Origin of the sequence: Haloferula rosea (assembly GCF_016595525.1) — a bacterium.
GTDB classification, from domain to species: domain Bacteria; phylum Verrucomicrobiota; class Verrucomicrobiia; order Verrucomicrobiales; family Akkermansiaceae; genus Haloferula; species Haloferula rosea.
The window spans coordinates 1-15623 of sequence record NZ_JAENII010000009.1 but is presented as its reverse complement, the minus strand read 5'-3'; the positions used below and the strand labels follow the sequence as shown (position 1 = coordinate 15623).

Annotated in this window: 16 protein-coding genes; 11 read left to right on the top strand and 5 right to left on the bottom strand. The window is 64.8% G+C overall.

Annotated features, from left to right (window positions below):
* Window positions 1–83: 83 nt before the first annotated feature.
* Window positions 84–1076, bottom strand: coding sequence for an aminopeptidase (locus JIN81_RS12130; RefSeq protein ID WP_200279799.1), 993 nt, complete (start codon window positions 1074–1076; stop codon window positions 84–86).
* Window positions 1069–1626 carry a tRNA adenosine(34) deaminase TadA gene (gene tadA / locus JIN81_RS12125; RefSeq protein ID WP_325100882.1) on the bottom strand — a complete coding sequence of 186 codons (558 nt, stop codon included), beginning with the start codon at window positions 1624–1626 and terminating at the stop codon, window positions 1069–1071. Before tadA ends, JIN81_RS12130 begins: the two co-directional genes overlap by 8 nt.
* A gap of 46 nt (window positions 1627–1672) precedes the next feature.
* On the opposite strand from tadA, the gene rpe reads away from it, so the two are divergent.
* From rpe to JIN81_RS12105, 4 genes are all read left to right on the top strand, one after another.
* On the top strand, window positions 1673–2341 hold the full coding sequence (rpe, locus tag JIN81_RS12120; RefSeq protein ID WP_325100881.1) for a ribulose-phosphate 3-epimerase: 669 nt from the start codon (window positions 1673–1675) through the stop codon (window positions 2339–2341).
* 42 nt (window positions 2342–2383) lie between these two features.
* Complete coding sequence (locus JIN81_RS12115) at window positions 2384–3124, top strand: restriction endonuclease subunit S domain-containing protein (protein ID WP_200279793.1); 741 nt, start codon at window positions 2384–2386, stop codon at window positions 3122–3124.
* Window positions 3121–3978, top strand: a complete 858-nt coding sequence (locus tag JIN81_RS19490) for a peptidylprolyl isomerase (protein ID WP_200279790.1) — start codon at window positions 3121–3123, stop codon at window positions 3976–3978. The genes JIN81_RS12115 and JIN81_RS19490 overlap by 4 nt, the downstream gene beginning before the upstream one ends.
* Before the next feature lie 263 nt (window positions 3979–4241).
* Window positions 4242–4736, top strand: a complete 495-nt coding sequence (locus JIN81_RS12105; protein WP_234044818.1) for a type II secretion system protein GspG — start codon at window positions 4242–4244, stop codon at window positions 4734–4736.
* A 14-nt stretch (window positions 4737–4750) separates the two neighbouring features.
* Here JIN81_RS12105 and JIN81_RS12100 read toward each other — a convergent pair whose 3' ends face one another.
* Entirely contained in the window at window positions 4751–6004 is a 1254-nt protein-coding gene (locus JIN81_RS12100) for an anthranilate synthase component I family protein (protein ID WP_200279777.1), read from the bottom strand.
* A gap of 110 nt (window positions 6005–6114) precedes the next feature.
* Here JIN81_RS12100 and JIN81_RS12095 point away from each other — a divergent pair, with 110 nt between their 5' ends.
* Genes JIN81_RS12095 through JIN81_RS12085 form a run of 3 tightly spaced genes read left to right on the top strand, consistent with a single transcriptional unit; the run spans window position 6115 to window position 9457 of the window.
* Window positions 6115–7245 (top strand): tetratricopeptide repeat protein, encoded by a 1131-nt coding sequence (locus JIN81_RS12095; protein WP_200279774.1) that lies wholly within the window; start codon window positions 6115–6117, stop codon window positions 7243–7245.
* 12 nt (window positions 7246–7257) lie between these two features.
* Entirely contained in the window at window positions 7258–8739 is a 1482-nt protein-coding gene (locus JIN81_RS12090) for an SUMF1/EgtB/PvdO family nonheme iron enzyme (RefSeq protein ID WP_200279771.1), read from the top strand.
* A gap of 4 nt (window positions 8740–8743) precedes the next feature.
* Complete coding sequence (locus tag JIN81_RS12085) at window positions 8744–9457, top strand: hypothetical protein (RefSeq protein WP_200279753.1); 714 nt, start codon at window positions 8744–8746, stop codon at window positions 9455–9457.
* 12 nt (window positions 9458–9469) lie between these two features.
* Here the strand turns inward: JIN81_RS12085 and JIN81_RS12080 are convergent, their stop codons facing one another.
* The gene (locus JIN81_RS12080) at window positions 9470–10627 is read right to left on the bottom strand and encodes a hypothetical protein (protein WP_200279750.1); all 1158 of its coding nucleotides are present in this window, start codon (window positions 10625–10627) and stop codon (window positions 9470–9472) included.
* Window positions 10628–11025: 398 nt separating this feature from the next.
* Here JIN81_RS12080 and mutS point away from each other — a divergent pair, with 398 nt between their 5' ends.
* Together mutS and JIN81_RS19655 are read left to right on the top strand one after the other, a co-directional pair.
* The gene (gene mutS / locus JIN81_RS12075) at window positions 11026–13743 is read left to right on the top strand and encodes a DNA mismatch repair protein MutS (RefSeq protein ID WP_234044817.1); all 2718 of its coding nucleotides are present in this window, start codon (window positions 11026–11028) and stop codon (window positions 13741–13743) included.
* A 70-nt stretch (window positions 13744–13813) separates the two neighbouring features.
* Entirely contained in the window at window positions 13814–14419 is a 606-nt protein-coding gene (locus tag JIN81_RS19655) for a HigA family addiction module antitoxin (protein WP_234044816.1), read from the top strand.
* Window positions 14420–14551: 132 nt separating this feature from the next.
* Here the strand turns inward: JIN81_RS19655 and JIN81_RS12060 are convergent, their stop codons facing one another.
* On the bottom strand, window positions 14552–14890 hold the full coding sequence (locus JIN81_RS12060) for a hypothetical protein (RefSeq protein ID WP_200279745.1): 339 nt from the start codon (window positions 14888–14890) through the stop codon (window positions 14552–14554).
* 27 nt (window positions 14891–14917) lie between these two features.
* Here JIN81_RS12060 and JIN81_RS12055 point away from each other — a divergent pair, with 27 nt between their 5' ends.
* Both JIN81_RS12055 and JIN81_RS12050 read left to right on the top strand, forming a co-directional pair.
* Window positions 14918–15313: a hypothetical protein gene (locus JIN81_RS12055; RefSeq protein WP_200279742.1), complete on the top strand. Its 396-nt coding sequence runs from the start codon at window positions 14918–14920 to the stop codon at window positions 15311–15313.
* 68 nt (window positions 15314–15381) lie between these two features.
* On the top strand, window positions 15382–15623 hold a 242-nt coding region (locus tag JIN81_RS12050), incomplete at its 3' end, for a sialate O-acetylesterase (protein ID WP_234044810.1).

The window sequence follows — 15623 nt, the reverse complement described above, 5'->3', positions numbered from 1 at the left end:
GGACCTAAAGATACGCGTCACCGACCGAAGAATATGTCGATCAATTTGGCACGAACTTTGGAACCCCCACCCCCGCCGCCGGTTCAGTCATCCAACTCCTTCACCCGCACCCAGAAGCGCTCGAAGTCGCCATCGCACTCCTCGATCAGCGCCACGAAGCGCGGCACACCCGCCTCATAGGTCGTGAAGGAGTTCAGCCGCGCATTGTTGATCGGCTCCTCGATCCACGACGTCAGCCCCCGGCCCCACTCGGTCCGCAGCTCCCTCAGACGCACCTTCAGGCGCTCGATCTCCCGTTCCTTGAGCCGACACTTCTCTGCATCACTCAGATCGCGCGCATAGACCGCCTCCAGCCTCTCCGCCGCCCCACCGATCGCTTCCCGCGCCTGGTGGATCCTGCTCAGCCGCAAGTCATAGCGCGCCGCCAACCGCGGCCGCCCGGTCGCCCGGAACCACCGCCGCACCCCTTCCCTCGCCACCGCCTCGGCCATCGCCTCGTTGAATTCCGTCTTGCCCGCCACGTAATACTTCCGGTGCACCAGCTCGTGGAAAATCAACTCGGCGTAGTCCACCTCGTCACGCCGCACGAAGGTGTCCATCACCGGGTCCCGGAACCACCCGAGCGTCGAGAACGCATCCACCCCACCGACCCAGGTCTCCAGCCCGTCCGCCTCGAGCCGCGCGACCTCGGCCTCCGCCATCTCCTTGCGGAAAAAACCACGGTAAGCCTGCTTGCCCACCACCGGATACCACCAGCGCTTCGGCTCCATCGATAGCTCCGGCGCCGCATGCACGACCCACACCAGATGCTCGCGCCCGATCGCCGTGTACAGCTCGTAGCTGCCGCCGGAAGGCATCTTCAGCTCCGCCTCAGCAAAGGCCAGCAAGCGCTTCGTCAGCTCCAGCCGCTCGCGCAAATCCTCATCCTCCGTGTCCGCGATCACCCGCTCGATCGGCTCCCGCTTCGCCAGCACCTCCAGTTGCCCGATCGCCGCCTGCGAATAGAATCCCACCGTGCTGCAGCCCGTCAGCACACCCAGCCCCACCCCCAGCAGCCCAGCCGTCAGCCTACGCATCACCCTCACCGAGTTCGCGGGCCTGCCTCTCCTTCTTCGCCGCCTTGTTGCGCTCCCGCGCTTCGCGGAAAAACCCCTGCAACAGCGCCAGACACTCCTCGCCAAGCACCCCGCTCGAGACATCGCACTGGTGGTTCAGCGGTGGATTCGACTGCAGCAGGTTGATCCAGCCCCCGGCCGCCCCCGCCTTGTCATCCGGACAGCCGAAGACCACCCGGTCTGGCCGACAGTGCACGATCGCCCCCGCACACATCGGACACGGCTCCTTCGTCACATACAGCGTGCAGCCCTCCAGACGCCAATCCCCCAGCGCCGATTGCGCCGAAGTCAGCGCCAGCATCTCCGCATGCGCCGTCGCATCCTTCAGGGTTTCCACCTGATTCCACGCCCGCCCGATCACCTGCTGCTCACGCACGATCACGCAGCCCACCGGCACCTCCGTCGCCGCATAGGCCCGCCGCGCCTCACGCAGCGCCTGACCCATGAAATAATCGTCACTCAGCAGATCGATGCCCTCTTCCACGGGCCCGACCTTGAAAGCGCGCTCCACGATGTTCAATGTTGGAAGTTCCGCGATCCCCGTTCAGAGTCCCGCCGTGATCCAGCCGACCTTCAACGACCGAGTCATCGCCCCATCCCTCCTCGCTGCCGATTTCTCAAACATTGGCGGAGAAGTCACCCGCGCCATCAATGCCGGCGCCGATTGGCTCCACCTCGACGTCATGGACGGAAACTTCGTCGACAACATCTCCTTCGGCCCCGCCATCATCCAGGCCGTCCACGAACACAACGACATCTACCTCGATGTCCACCTCATGATCTCCCGGCCCGACCACTACCTCGACCGCTTCGTCGCCGCCGGATCGGACCTCATCACCGTCCATGTCGAGGCCGACCACGACGTCGCCGAGACCCTCAAGCGCATCCGCGCCGCCAACTGCCTCGCCGGGCTCGCCATCAACCCCGCCACCCCCATCGAGGCCGCCGAACCCTACCTCGACCAAATCGACCTGCTCCTCTGCATGACCGTCGTCCCCGGCTTCGGCGGACAGTCATTCATGCCCGAAGTCCTGCCCAAGATCGAAGCCGCCGCCGCCCTGCGGAAAGAGCGCGGATTGAGCTTCCATATCGAGGTCGACGGCGGCATCGGCGAAAAAACCGCCTCGCAGTGCGTCCAATCCGGTGCCAATGTCCTCGTTGCAGGCTCTTCCACCTTCGGCGCGCCCGACATGGCCGCCGCCGTCACCGCGATCCGCCAAGCATAGACAAATCCGCCCCCGCGGCGACGTTCCCCTGCTGACCGACCGATGAAACCCACCAAGATTCTCATCTCCAGTGCCGCCGTGCTCGCTCTCGGGCTCAGCGCCTGGGCCATGCTGGGTCCGGATTCCGTCGATGCGCCCGGCACCCCCGGCAGCGACGACGATGCCGCCCGCTTCTCAAATCGCCCGGCCAGCAAAGTGGGCGCCCGACGCTCCACCAGCCCCTCTCCGCGTCCGACCGGTCCCGTCAAACTGACCGACCGCACCCCGACCAAGCCCACCGAGCTCGCGAAAACCCGCGAAGACCTCAACCGGCTCCTCACCCCCGCCCAGCAGGCCAGCCTCGCCGCCGCCCGTCAGCGCGCCGCCAGCCTGCCACCAGGCCTCGTCGCCAAGCAGCCACGAGTCACCTCATCCCGGCAAAAGGCCATCACCAAGATGCAGGAAGACCTGCGCACCGCGGTGAAAACCAACCCAAGCGGCTGGATCGAAACCTACGACTCCCTCAACCGCGAATTCACCCGTAGCAACGGCAACGGCGGATACTACGGAGGCGGCGGCCTCCCAAGCACCTCGCCCGACCCCGTCGAGCCCTCCACACCGGAACCGACCGAGCCGACCGAGCCGACCCCGGTCGAGCCGACCGAACCCGTCGAAGAAGCTCCCGAGCTGCCCCTGCCGCTCGATGAAGCCCGCCGCCTCGCCGAAAAGTACCGCAACGAGCAGGGCAAGTATCTCGAAGGCCCCACCGATCGCGACGGCCGCTTTCAAGACACCCAGCAGTGACCACCGTCAACGGCGAAGCACTCGATCCCGAACTGCTCCGGGAAGCATTCCAGCGGATCAAGTCAGCGGAAGAAGCCCGCACCGAGGCCTCCTGCTGCGAGCGTGACCCCGAGTTCTACCGCCAGGCGGAAGAAGAACTCATCGAAGGCGTCCTCCTTTCCCAGGAAGCCGAACGCCGCATCCCCGAGCCCAGCAAGGACGACGTCCGCACCGCCATGGAGGCCACCCTGCGCGAATGGCGCGAACACGGCGCCTCCTGGGACCTCCTCGAACAGCGACGCAACGAAATCCGCAGCGACCTCACCGCACGCCTCCGCATGGACCGCTTCACCGAGTCCGTGTGGGACAACCTTCCCGAACTCACCGAGGCCGACCACCGCGCCTGGTTCGAAGCCCACGCCGAGGACTTCCGCACCACCGCACGCGCCCACGTCCTCCACCTCGTCCGCTTCCCCGGCCCACGGCCCGATGAAGACCACCGGCAACTCCGACAACTTCGCGAAGCCGTCCTCGATGGTGCCAGCTTCACCGACATCGCCCGCGAGCACACCGCCAAGGAGGATGGCCAGATCGACCTCGGCTGGATCGACTACGAACGCCCGCTGAACCCCTTCGAGGCCATGCTCTTCTCGCTCCGCGAAAAGGAAGTCAGCCCCGTCTTCTTCTACGAGCAGGCACTGCACCTCGTCTGGATCCAGCAATTGGAACCCGAGCGCATCCCCCCCTTCGAAGAACTCGCCGAAGAAGTCGCCCCCCTCGCCCTCAAGGCCCAGCGACGCCAGGCCCTCGCCGACATCGCCCGCGAACTGCGCAAGACCGCCACCATCGTCCGCAACGACGAACCCAACGCCTGACCACCCCCCTCAGGAGCCACCACCTCAGGAGCCACCCCCCTCAGGAGCGCGGGTTTCCAACCCGCTTCACAGCAAGCGGAGCAACGAGCAAGCGGAGCCCCCACCTCCCCCACCGAAGGTGGCACCCCCCACTTTTCACTTCTCACTTTTCACCCGTCACTCCCGCACCGCGGGCTTCACTCCCACCGACAATTACCACCCTCCACGGCGTTACCCACCTGATGGCCCACACCCGAAGCCGAATCAAACGCTGGCTCATCATCATGGGCGCATGCCTCCTGGCTTATCTAACACTAACTTCCTTCATCCGCTGCACCGGAGACGGCACGCGCAGCTCCCGAACCCACAGCGACTTCAACTCCGTCGGTGCCGCCTTGCGAATATTCCACACCCATGCCGGCCGCTACCCGACGACAGAGGAAGGACTACGAGCACTCGTCCATCCGCCCGCCACTCTCAAGTCATCAACGCGCTGGAAAAGGATACTCGATGAGATCCCCACGGACCCCTGGCAGAACCCCTACCAATACATCCGTGGTCCGGCATGCCCCGATGAGTTCGGCCTCTACAGTCTCGGCCCCAACGGCCTGCTCGACCTCGGGGACGGGCCTTCCGATGACATCTATTCCTGGGAAGAAGACCCCCCGCTCCTTGAAATCCATCGCCGCCGGCCATGGACCTTCCACCTCGCGTGCGGCTTGCTGTTAGGATGCGCCATACCCCCGATCTTCACCCGGGTGCGCAATCTCTTCCGCTGACCGCCCCTCCCGCCCTATCCGCAGTTGAATCCTTCCAAAGCCAGCCGGATCCCCTCCGCCTTGTGCAGCGTTTCCTCATATTCCTTCTCAGGGTCCGAATCCGCCACGATCCCGGCACCGGCGTGAAATTTCAGCCGTCCACCCTCCCGCACCATCGTCCGGATCGCGATGTTGAACTGGCTCTCCCCATGATAGCCGAAGTATCCGATCGCCCCGCAGTACAACCCGCGCGCCTCGCCTTCCAACTCCGAGATGATCTCCATCGCCCGCTTCTTCGGCGCCCCCGTGATGCTCCCTCCCGGGAAACATGACGCCAGCGCGTCGATCGCATCCACGTCCGGCCGCATCGTCCCACGCACCGTCGATACCAGATGATGCACCTGCTCCAGCGTCTCGAGCTGCAGCATCTCCTCCACCGCCACACTGCCGAATTCCGACACCTTCCCCAGATCGTTGCGCAGCAGATCGGTGATCATCACCAACTCGGAAATCTCCTTCGGCGAGGTCTGCAGCTCATAGGCCGACTGACGATCCGCCGCCGCATCATGAAACCGCGGCCGCGTCCCCTTGATCGGGCGCGCCTCGATCCCGCCCCCCGACATCCGCAGGAAGGTCTCGGGCGATGACGACAGCACCTCGCGCCCCGCCAGCGACATCCACGCCGCCATCGGCGCCGGCGATGCCGCCCTCAGCCTCTCATACAGCGGAAACAACGACCCGCCCTCCACGCTCAGCTCGAAACCCTGCGCCAGGTTCACCTGATAGATGTCACCCGCCGCGATCCACTCACGGATCCGCCCCACCGCCGCCTCGAACCGCGCCTTCGTCCAGCCCGCCTCGATCGGGCCCAGCCGCACCGCCTCGGCCTCCGCCAGCCTCAGCTTCGCAGAAAGCCCGCCGCGCTCGTGCCAGCCACCATCATGAGTGTGGACCAGCATTTCCGGATAGTCCCCGAAGACGAAGTCCCCCTCATAGTCCACCCATCCACACAGCCCACCCAGCGGGAAACCCCGGTCCGCCGACGGCCCCGACGAACGTTCCAGCAGAATCCGCCGCAGAGCATCCCGGTCCGCCGCACAGGCGATCGACCCCCGGATCACCTCGCACGGATCCGCCGCCACGATCGAGACCGGATTGCCGTAGCTCGAAGGCACGTGACCCGCCGTGTCGAAAAACACCATCCCCGGCCGATGCTGCAGGCCCGCCGCCACCTCGATCGGTGTCAGCGACTGCAACTCACGGGAACTCCGGGTGACCGGCGACTTCACGCCCGCACCAGAAACCCCAACGACCCGCCTGCCAAGCGCCAAGTTTCAGACCATCGCACCGACATCCTAGTCACTTGCCCCGCCGCCCCCGGTCCTCTAGCGTGCCCCCCATGTCGAAGACTAAACCCAGCCACGTCTGCTTCCACCTGTCCTGCTGGACACTCGGCATGGTGGCCTTCGTCCAGATCCTCATCGCCGGGCTCGCCGTCTCCGTGCGCGTCGAGGCCGCCCGCGAAGTGCGCGTCGAGGAAAGGGTCGTCACCCGCCTGATCAATGTCGCCCCCGAGCCCACCGTCGCCCCCGACGAGCCCGCTCCACCCGTCGTCGCTCTGCCGCCACCACCCGAGCTCCCGCCCATCCCGACCCTCCCACCGGCCCGCCCACTCGATGCCCCGCCGATCGCCGACCCCGTCGTCGAGCGCCTCGTCATGGAAGCCCGTGAAGCACGCGTCGCCGAGGACATGGGCAGCGCCATCGTGAAGCTCGAAGAAGCACGCGCCAAGGCCCCCGACGAACCGAACGTCCACTACGAGCTCGGCCTCGTCTACGAAACCATGGCCGCCTTCGATCCCACCCTCGCCGAGAAGGCCGGAGAATCCTACCAGAAGGTCTTCGAACTCGGAACCACCGGCGCCGGCGCCCTCTACCCACTCGCCGCACGCAAGCTGCGCGATGGCATCGCCCGCCCCGCCGACTTCCGCGGCAAGCTCGCCCTCGGCCGCACCCGCATCTTCAAGGACGAGACCTTCCAGAACGGCGAACGCGTCGTCCTCACCATTCCCGTCAGCGCCGCACCCGGCTCCGAGCCCGAGGCCGACGACTTCTTCGTCCAGGTCGACTTCTTCGACAAGCCGAACACCGGCGACCCCATCCCCGCCAGCCCCGACTCCAGCACCACCGTCGAGTGGATCAGCGGCGGCATCGACTGGCTCGGCGGCGAGGAACTACTACGTGTCACCTACATCCTTCCCGAGCCCGACCCCTCGCGCTCCCACCTCTTCGGACGGCGGAAATACTACGGTCAGGTCGTCAAGCTGATGTTCAAGAACGAACTCATCGACAGCCAGGCATGGCCACGCCACCTTGCCACCCAGACCATCGGCCCCGAGCCCGCCGGCCTCGACCCACTCTTCTTGGACCGCGAACTGCTTCCACCCGACTTTGATCCGAACATGCCCCTTCTCCCTCCCCTCGTGGACGAGATCCCGCTGCCCGGCCTGCCCCCTCTACCAGAACGCTGATTCACACCACCCATGGAAGCCCGCCAGCTAGGAGACTACCTCCTCAAGGAAATCATTTCGGAGCATGGCGGCCAGGCTCACTGGCTCGCCGAACAATCGTCCGTCCAACGGCCGGTGATTCTCATTGAACTCACCGACCTCACCCATCGCGACGCATTCCTCGCCGACGTCCGCGCCAAGGCCGGCGTCGACCACCCGCTCATCGGCTCGGTCTTCGAAGCCGTCTCCGACGAGACCCAGTGCTTCGTCGCACTCGAGCACATCAGCAGCCAGAGCCTCGCCGACCGACTGGCCGTCAATGAACCGCTGAAGCCCGGCGACCTCGCCCACATGCTGCGGCGCACCGCCGAGGCCATGATGCAGCTGTCGACCTCCGCCGTCGCCACCGAGCCCCTCACCCCGTCGGCCATTCACCTCGACCAGCACGGCGTCGTGCGGATCGACAATATCGCCCGCCACGGCACCCCGGACCCCGAAGCCGAGCAGGCCGACATCGCCCGCCTCGGCCAGAGCCTGCCCGCCCTCGTCGCCGATGGCCACCCCGGCGCCAGCCGCGTCCTCACCGTGCTCGCCTGGATGCGCGGCGAAGGCATCGACCAGCCCCTCACCTGGGATCAGGTCCGCGCCTACGGAGAACAGATCGAAGGCCAGCTGCTCGAAGCCAGCGCACCCGCCAACACCCCGCAGACCCAGCAGAGCATCCCCACGAAGAAGTCCCCCATGCCGGCCATCCTCGGCTCCGTGGGAGCCGTCATCATTCTCGGTATCCTCTTCCTCGTGATGCGGCCGAAGAGCCCCGCCGGCCCCCCTCCCAGCCTGCCCGTCATCCCGGAACCCGTCAGCATCGCCGGCGGATCCCACCCCACCCACGATGGCGGCACCGAGAAGCTTCCCGCCTTCCGCATCGCCGCCTGTGAAGTGACCATCGGCGAATACCACAACTTCCTCGAAGTCCTCGAACAGCTCGACCCCGAAGAGCGCACCGTCTTCGACCTCGAAGGCCAGCCCGCCGAGAAGGCCGACCACCTGCCCGACGACTGGGAGGCCATGCTCGCCGCCGCCAAGGCGGAAGGCACCTGGCAGGACAAGCCTATCAGCACCTTCCATCCCATCGTCAACATCGACTGGTGGGACGCCGCCGCCTACTGCAACTGGAAAGGCTGCCGACTCCCCACCCAGGAGGAATGGTTCGCCGCCCTGCGCACCCAGAACCAGAAGCCCGAAGTCCTCCAGCCCGCACCCTGGAGCTCCGTCATCGACATCGGCACCGACGACCGCACCCCCATCGGACTCCGCGGCATGGCCGGCTCCGTGTCCGAGTGGATCCGCCGCCCGACCCTCAATCCCGCCAACCCGCTCGGCGCCCGACGCTTCGTCATCATCGGCGGTTCCTACCTCCAGCCCGGAGCCGGTGCCCTCGAGCGACAGTGGACGAATGATCGACTCCAGCGCCGGCCCGATCTTGGTTTCCGCGTCGTCTTCTCCGCGCCCTGAACGCATGAGCAACGCTCCCCAGCTCATCGAGCTCAAGTGCAGGAACTGCGGGTCCCAGCTCGACCCCGCCGACATCTCACCACAGCTCGCCGCCGCCCGCTGCCGCCACTGCAACGCCCTCTTCGCCATACCTACGGCAGCTCCCGTAGCTCCGGCGGAAGCCATCCCCCGCCCCGAAGTCGGACTCCCCAAGGGCTTCACCACCCGCCATGAAGGTGCCGACCTCGTCATCACCCGGCGCTGGTTCACCCCCGCCGTCTTCTTCCTCCTCTTCTTCTGCATCTTCTGGAACGGATTCATGATCGTGTGGCATGGCATCGCCATCACTCAGGGCATGTGGATCATGTCCGCCTTCGGCCTCATCCACACCGCTGTCGGCATCGCAGTCGCCTACAGCGTCCTCGCCACCTTCCTGAACTCCACCGTCGTCCAGGCCGGCCCCAGCGGCATCGGCATCCGCCACGGCCCCCTCCCATGGCGGGGAAACCAGACACTCTCCCGCGACCAGCTCCAGCAGCTCTACTGCCAGGAAAAGGTCAGCCGCGGCAAGAACGGCACCAGCGTCCGCTACCACCTCACCGCCGTCACCCCCGGCAACCAGCGTCAGACCCTGATCAAGAACATCACCGATCCCGATCAGGCCATCTTTCTCGAGCAGCAGATCGAGAAACACCTCGGCATCATGGACACCCAGGTCGCCGGCGAATTCCGGCACTGAGGCGCAGAACGACTAACGCTTCACCCGCTGCACCGGCCCCATCCGCAGGAAGGCCGGAGCAGGTGGCCCGCTCGTCTCGCGCATGCGGAAGAACAGCTTCGTGTCCGACACCGTGATCGGCACCGGCACCGAGACCGATCCACCGAGCAACTCGACCGTATCAAGGTCATCCCAATCGTCCAGATCCTCGGAGACCTCGATCACATACCAGCGGTCCTCCGGGCCCGAAAGTTGCAGCGTGACCGACGTCCCCGGATTCACCGCCGTCACCTCGATCGCCGGGTCCAGAAGCGGATTGAGCGAATAGCCGATGTCCATCAGGATCCCGCGCTCGATGTCCGTTAGACTCCGCCGGTATTTGCCCGGGGCCAGCCCCGAAAGCATCAGCGAGCCCTCCAAGGACGGGTTGTCATCATCCAGATGGCTCCCGCTGCTCCCCTCTTCCCAACTTCCCGGAGAATACAACCCCACCGGCTGGCCACCATTCGCCGCCATGGCCATCGGCCCGTTGAAAAACAACCCACTCCCCGGCGATGCCCCACCCGTCCGCACGGAATTCCACAAAGGCACATCCAGCTCGAACGTCACATCATCGATCAACGGCGTCCCCGCGCTGTTGCACAAATAGTCATCGAACACATCCCACACACTCGGGTCACCCAGCGCATCACCCCAGTAATCCTCCCCCGAAAACATCACCCCACTCAGGAACCCCACCGCGTGCAGCAGCTCATGGATGATCGTCGATTTGAAATCATACGCCCCGGGCGACACATCATCATCGAGGTCCCACGTGTAGCCAAAATTCACCTCCACCCCACCATCCGCCAGGCCCCCATTGGCATCCACCCCCGTCAGGATCCGGTCCATCACCACCCCTTCCCAGTAGCCGAAGAAGGTCAGGGCCGGAGAAGCATACTCGGTGTAGGCAGAAGCCAGGAACCCCTGGTTGACGTCATTCACACTCGTCACCTCGATATTCACCGTCTGCGTGTGGTCGAACACCCGGCCCAGCTTCCCCGCCGCATCTTCCAGCGCCGCCCTGCGGGCCGCCCCCAGTGTCGGATCGTTGAATTCCACACTCCCCGAATAATCGAAGACAAACGTCACATCCGCCATGGCCAGAGAGCCCGAGACCACCACAGCCAAGCCAGAGAGTGCCTTTCGCATCCCCGAGAAACACATCACCCCCCCACCCCCTGACAAGCCAATTCCCCCCACCCGCACCCACCCCCCATCAGGAGCGCGGGTTTCCAACCCGTCCCACAACCCGTCCCACAACCCGCCCCACAACCCGCCCCACAACCCAAGCCCACAACCCAAGCCCACAACCCAAGCCCCCATCCCGCGGAGCCCCCCAACCCCGGCACTTTCCACTTCTCACTTGGCACTTTCCACTCCCGCGCAGCGGGCTCCCCCATCCCGGCACTTTCCACTTCTCACTCGCCTGCCCGCCATAGCTCGGAGAGCGACGGCGGGGCACTTTTCACTCCCGCGCAGCGGGCCTCCACAAACTTCCCCCCACTTCAACATTGGCCCAGCCAGATCCGGCGTTCATCCTCCCACCAATGGCAGGCAAGAAGCTCACCCCCATGATGGCGCAGTATCAAACGATGCGCCGCTCCTTGCCCGACGACGTCCTGCTCCTCTACCGCCTCGGCGACTTCTACGAGATGTTCTTCGAGGACGCGCAGACCGCCGCGCCCATCCTCAATGTCGCCCTCACCCGGCGCAACTCCATCCCCATGTGCGGCGTGCCCTACCACGCCGCCGATGCCTACATCGCCAAGCTCGTCAAAGCGAACAAGCGCGTTGCCATCGCCGAGCAAACCTCCGAGCCCATCCCCGGGAAACTCGTCGAGCGCGAGATCGCCCGCATCATTTCCGCCGGCTCCATCATCGAGCACAACCTCCTCGAGGACAACCGCCCCAACTACCTCGCCGCCGTCTATCAGATGGGAAAAAAATGGGGCCTCGCCTGCGTCGACCACACCACCGGCGAATTCAGCGTCGCCGAGTTCACCACGCGCGGATCGCTCGACGACGAGCTCGCCCGCCTCACCCCCTCCGAGCTCCTCTACGCCGACGACCAGATCGAGCACTTCGCCGCCATCCCCGCCGCGCAGGACTACGACGCCTTCGCCTTCCTCCCCGAGCCCGCCGGCCAGCTCCTCTGCGACCACTTCGGCGTCCACTCGCTCGCCGGCTTCGGCTGCGACGACATGCACGCCGCCACCGGCGCCGCCGGCGCCATCCTCCACTACCTCATCCACCAGCTTCGCCGTCCCTGTGAGCACCTGCGCGCGCTGAAAGTCCGCGAGAACGACCGCCTCGTCCTCATCGACGCCGCCTCGCAGAACAACCTCGACCTCGTCGAGTCCCGCTCCGGCCGCAAGCACACCCTGCTCGGTGTGCTCGACCGCACCAAGACCCCCATGGGCGCGCGCCTCCTGCGCGACTGGATCCTTCACCCCCTACGCGACCTCCAACCCCTGCTCGCCCGCCAGGAAATGATCGCCGCCTTCCTCGCCGAGCCCTTCATCCTCGCCAAAGTCCGCGAGTCCCTGCAAGGCATCCGCGACGTCGAACGCACCACCTCCCGCCTGAGCCAGGGCGCCGGCAACGCCCGCGACCTCCAAGCCCTCGCCATCTCCCTCAGCCACATCCCCCAGCTCAAGGACGACCTCGCCAGCCTGTCCCCCAACTCAAGGAGCACAGGCGTCCCGCCTGTGGCCCTAGGAGACAGTCACTCTCAAGACGGAGCGCGCGACTCCAGTCGCGCCCCCCAACCCGCGGAGCCCCCCACCGAATCCGCCGAAGGCGGCACCTCCTCCACTTCTCACTCGTCACTCGTCACTTCCCACTCCGATCGTCTCCACGACTTCACCGAACTCACCACCCTTCTCGAGTCCTCCCTCTCCGACGAACCACCTGCCACCCTCAAAGACGGCGGCCTCATCAAAGAAGGCCACAGCGCCGAGCTCGACGAACTCCGCTCCGCCTCCTCCGATGGCAAACAGTGGATCGCCCAGCTTCAGGAAGACGAGCGCAAGCGCACCGGCATCGACACCCTCAAAGTCAAATTCAACAACGTCTTCGGCTACTTCATCGAAATCTCCGCCGCCAAGCTCGCCACCGCGACCGTCCCCGACGACTACACGCGCAAGCAGACCATGGCCAACGCCGAGCGCTTCATCACCCCCAAGCTCAAGGAGATGGAGAACAAGGTGCTCGGTGCCGAAGAACGCTCCAAAAAACTCGAATACGAGCTCTTCCTCGAACTTCGCAAGCAGGTCTGCGAACACCTCGACGCCCTCCAACAGACCGCCGCCGCCGTCGCCGAGCTCGACGTCCTCGCCGGCCTTGCCGAGACCGCCCAGACCCACCGCCACTGCCGCCCCGTTCTCGAAGAAAGCCGCCACCTCGAAATCAACAACGGCCGCCACCCCGTCCTCGAACAAACCCTCGTCGACGAAAAATTCGTCCCCAACGACACCCTCTTCATCCCACCCCCAGACGGACCGCGAGCTTCAGCTCGCCCCTCCCCCCCCGCCGAACCACAAACGTCACCCCACCCCCCCGAGCAACAGGCAACCGGAGACCCCTCCCTCATCCAAATCCTCACCGGCCCCAACATGGCCGGCAAATCCACCTACATCCGCCAGGTCGCGCTCATCACCCTCATGGCCCAGATCGGCGCGTATGTCCCCGCCGAGTCCGCCACCATCGGCCTCGTCGACCGCATCTTCTGCCGCGTCGGCGCCAGCGACGACCTCTCACGCGGCCAGTCCACCTTCATGGTCGAGATGAATGAGACCGCCCTCATCCTCAACCACGCCACCGACCAATCGCTCGTCATCCTCGACGAGATCGGCCGCGGCACCGCCACCTTCGACGGCCTTTCCATCGCCTGGTCCGTCGCCGAGCACCTGCACGATGAAATCCAGTGCCGCACCCTGTTTGCCACGCACTACCACGAGCTCACCGACCTCTCCAACGCCAAGGCCGCCGTCGAGAACTACAACGTCGCCGTGCGCGAGTGGAACGACGAGATCATCTTCCTACGCAAAATTCTCCCCGGCGCCGCCGACAAATCCTACGGCATCCAAGTCGCCCGCCTCGCGGGCCTGCCAAAGCCCATCATCGAACGCGCCAAGGACATCCTCTCCCACCTCGAGATGCACAGCGCCAAGCCTGATGCGAAGAAGCGTGGCCCCAAGGCAAAGAACACCCGCCCCAAGAACGCGCCGGAACCGAATCCACCGCAGCTGGATCTCTTCGATTGAGGAGCGCGGGATTGCATCGCGCTGCCTCAACCTCGGCGAAACGGCCCGGTCTTCTCGCTCCCCCAACCCCATGATCCGCAACTTTACCGACCGCGACACCGAGCTGCTTTTCCGCAATGAACGGAACCGCCGCTACAACGCCATCGCTCGTGTCGCCCTGCGGAAGCTGATTCAGATGAATCAGGCGGGCAAACTTTCCGACCTCAAGGTCCCACCCGGCAATCGCCTCGAAGCCCTCAAGGGCGACCTTGCCGGCTTCCACTCCATCCGAATCAATTCCCAGTGGCGCGTCGTCTTCCGCTGGACCGATGACGTGCCGATGTGGCCATTTGCGACTACCATTGACGACACCCCTATAACGTCATACGTTATACTCATGAAGTCACCGATCACACCCGGCGAGATCCTTCTTGAGGAATATCTCAAACCCATGGGCATCTCCCAGAATGCCATGGCTCGAGCCATCGGTGTCGCACCACGCGCCATCAATGAGATTGTCCACGGCAAGCGCTCCATTACGCCTGCCATGTCGCTGCGCTTCGGCGCCTTCTTTGGCCAAACCGACACCTTCTGGCACGGTCTCCAGGTGGAATGCGATTTCCGCGCGCTCGCCAAGGACCGCAAGAAACTCACATCCGGGATCCAACCCGCCGAGAAGCTGTCGACCGCTAGATGAATGTTTGTTTTCGAGGACCGGCCCCTTCGACAATAACGAGCCCGGGATCGCATCCCTCATCTGCCCAAAACCGCTCCGCTCCATTCGTGCAAGGGCAGCGACCTGAGACGTTTGCAGCCCACCTACTCTGCCTTAGGAATGGAAATCTGCTCGTAAATCCGCCAGCTTCAACCTACCTTGACTGGCGATGCCGAAAACCGAGATCCACAGGAAACTTGCCCAGCAGATGAGCGAGGCGAGGGCTCTTTCCTCCTCCCGGGTGATGTCGCGCGCGCAATTTGTGGCGCAGACTCCGGTGGAACTACGGGTTTCTTCCAAGGCAAAGGACGTCTCGAAGTCCTCAAAGCCCAGCAAAAAGCGGTAGCCGAATCCGGACTTCTCCGCTCCGTCGAGTTTCCGAAGACGACGAATATCGATGCCCGTGGCACCGAGCATGTCGTCCGATTCCGCGGACAGCGGGTCGAGAAACATCAGAAGAACGAGGCCTGGGTGCCGATCGTGACCCGAGAAGGCAGGTTCGGGATCGAGCGGGCCCTGCCCACCGAATACTTACGGAGGCTCGAACTGCAGAACCAGATGTTCGGCGATGACATCCGGATTGTCGCACTCACCCGGGGCGATCGATTTGTCATCACCCAGCCCACACTGCGGGGTGGCGAGCCGACCGAGAACGAGATCCGTGACGTTCTGGAAGATGCGGGTTGGAAACGCATCTCGCCTTCGATGCAGAACCTGCCCATTCAACTCATGGGTTCCGCGTGGTGGCACGACGAAGAAGACCTTGTGATGCTCGACGCCCGAAAGCCCAACTTCAAGAAGACCGAATTCGGAGTCCTGCCAATCGACCTCATCCTTGCAGATCTCACCGTAGAAATGAAAAAATCCCTCACTTAAGAATTCGCAAGCACCCCACTCTTCAATCTCCCCACTTTCCACTTTTTACTTCTCACTCGGCACTACCCATGAAACCCACCGCCTCCCTCCTCACCTCCCTCCTCCTCGCCACCGTCTGCGCCGAAGCCAAGCCGCTCAAGGTCTTCATCCTCGCCGGCCAGTCGAACATGGAGGGCCACGCCCGCATCGAGACTTTCGATTACATCGGCGACGACCCCGCCACCGCGCCCTTGCTCAAGATGATGCGCGGACCCGACGGCCAACCCGCCGTCGCTGAAAATGCCTGGATCTCCTACCTAACCGGTCATCA

Excerpts from the sequence above, each read along its gene's own strand:
- JIN81_RS12130 (WP_200279799.1), bottom strand. The coding sequence starts at position 1,076 with ATGCGTAGGCTGACGGCTGGGCTGCTGGGGGTGGGGCTGGGTGTGCTG.
- JIN81_RS12115 (WP_200279793.1), top strand. The coding sequence starts at position 2,384 with ATGAAACCCACCAAGATTCTCATCTCCAGTGCCGCCGTGCTCGCTCTC.
- JIN81_RS12105 (WP_234044818.1), top strand. The coding sequence starts at position 4,242 with ATGGGCGCATGCCTCCTGGCTTATCTAACACTAACTTCCTTCATCCGC.
- JIN81_RS12095 (WP_200279774.1), top strand. The coding sequence starts at position 6,115 with ATGTCGAAGACTAAACCCAGCCACGTCTGCTTCCACCTGTCCTGCTGG.
- JIN81_RS12090 (WP_200279771.1), top strand. The coding sequence starts at position 7,258 with ATGGAAGCCCGCCAGCTAGGAGACTACCTCCTCAAGGAAATCATTTCG.
- JIN81_RS12085 (WP_200279753.1), top strand. The coding sequence starts at position 8,744 with ATGAGCAACGCTCCCCAGCTCATCGAGCTCAAGTGCAGGAACTGCGGG.
- JIN81_RS12080 (WP_200279750.1), bottom strand. The coding sequence starts at position 10,627 with ATGCGAAAGGCACTCTCTGGCTTGGCTGTGGTGGTCTCGGGCTCTCTG.
- mutS (WP_234044817.1), top strand. The coding sequence starts at position 11,026 with ATGGCAGGCAAGAAGCTCACCCCCATGATGGCGCAGTATCAAACGATG.
- JIN81_RS19655 (WP_234044816.1), top strand. The coding sequence starts at position 13,814 with ATGATCCGCAACTTTACCGACCGCGACACCGAGCTGCTTTTCCGCAAT.
- JIN81_RS12060 (WP_200279745.1), bottom strand. The coding sequence starts at position 14,890 with ATGTTTCTCGACCCGCTGTCCGCGGAATCGGACGACATGCTCGGTGCC.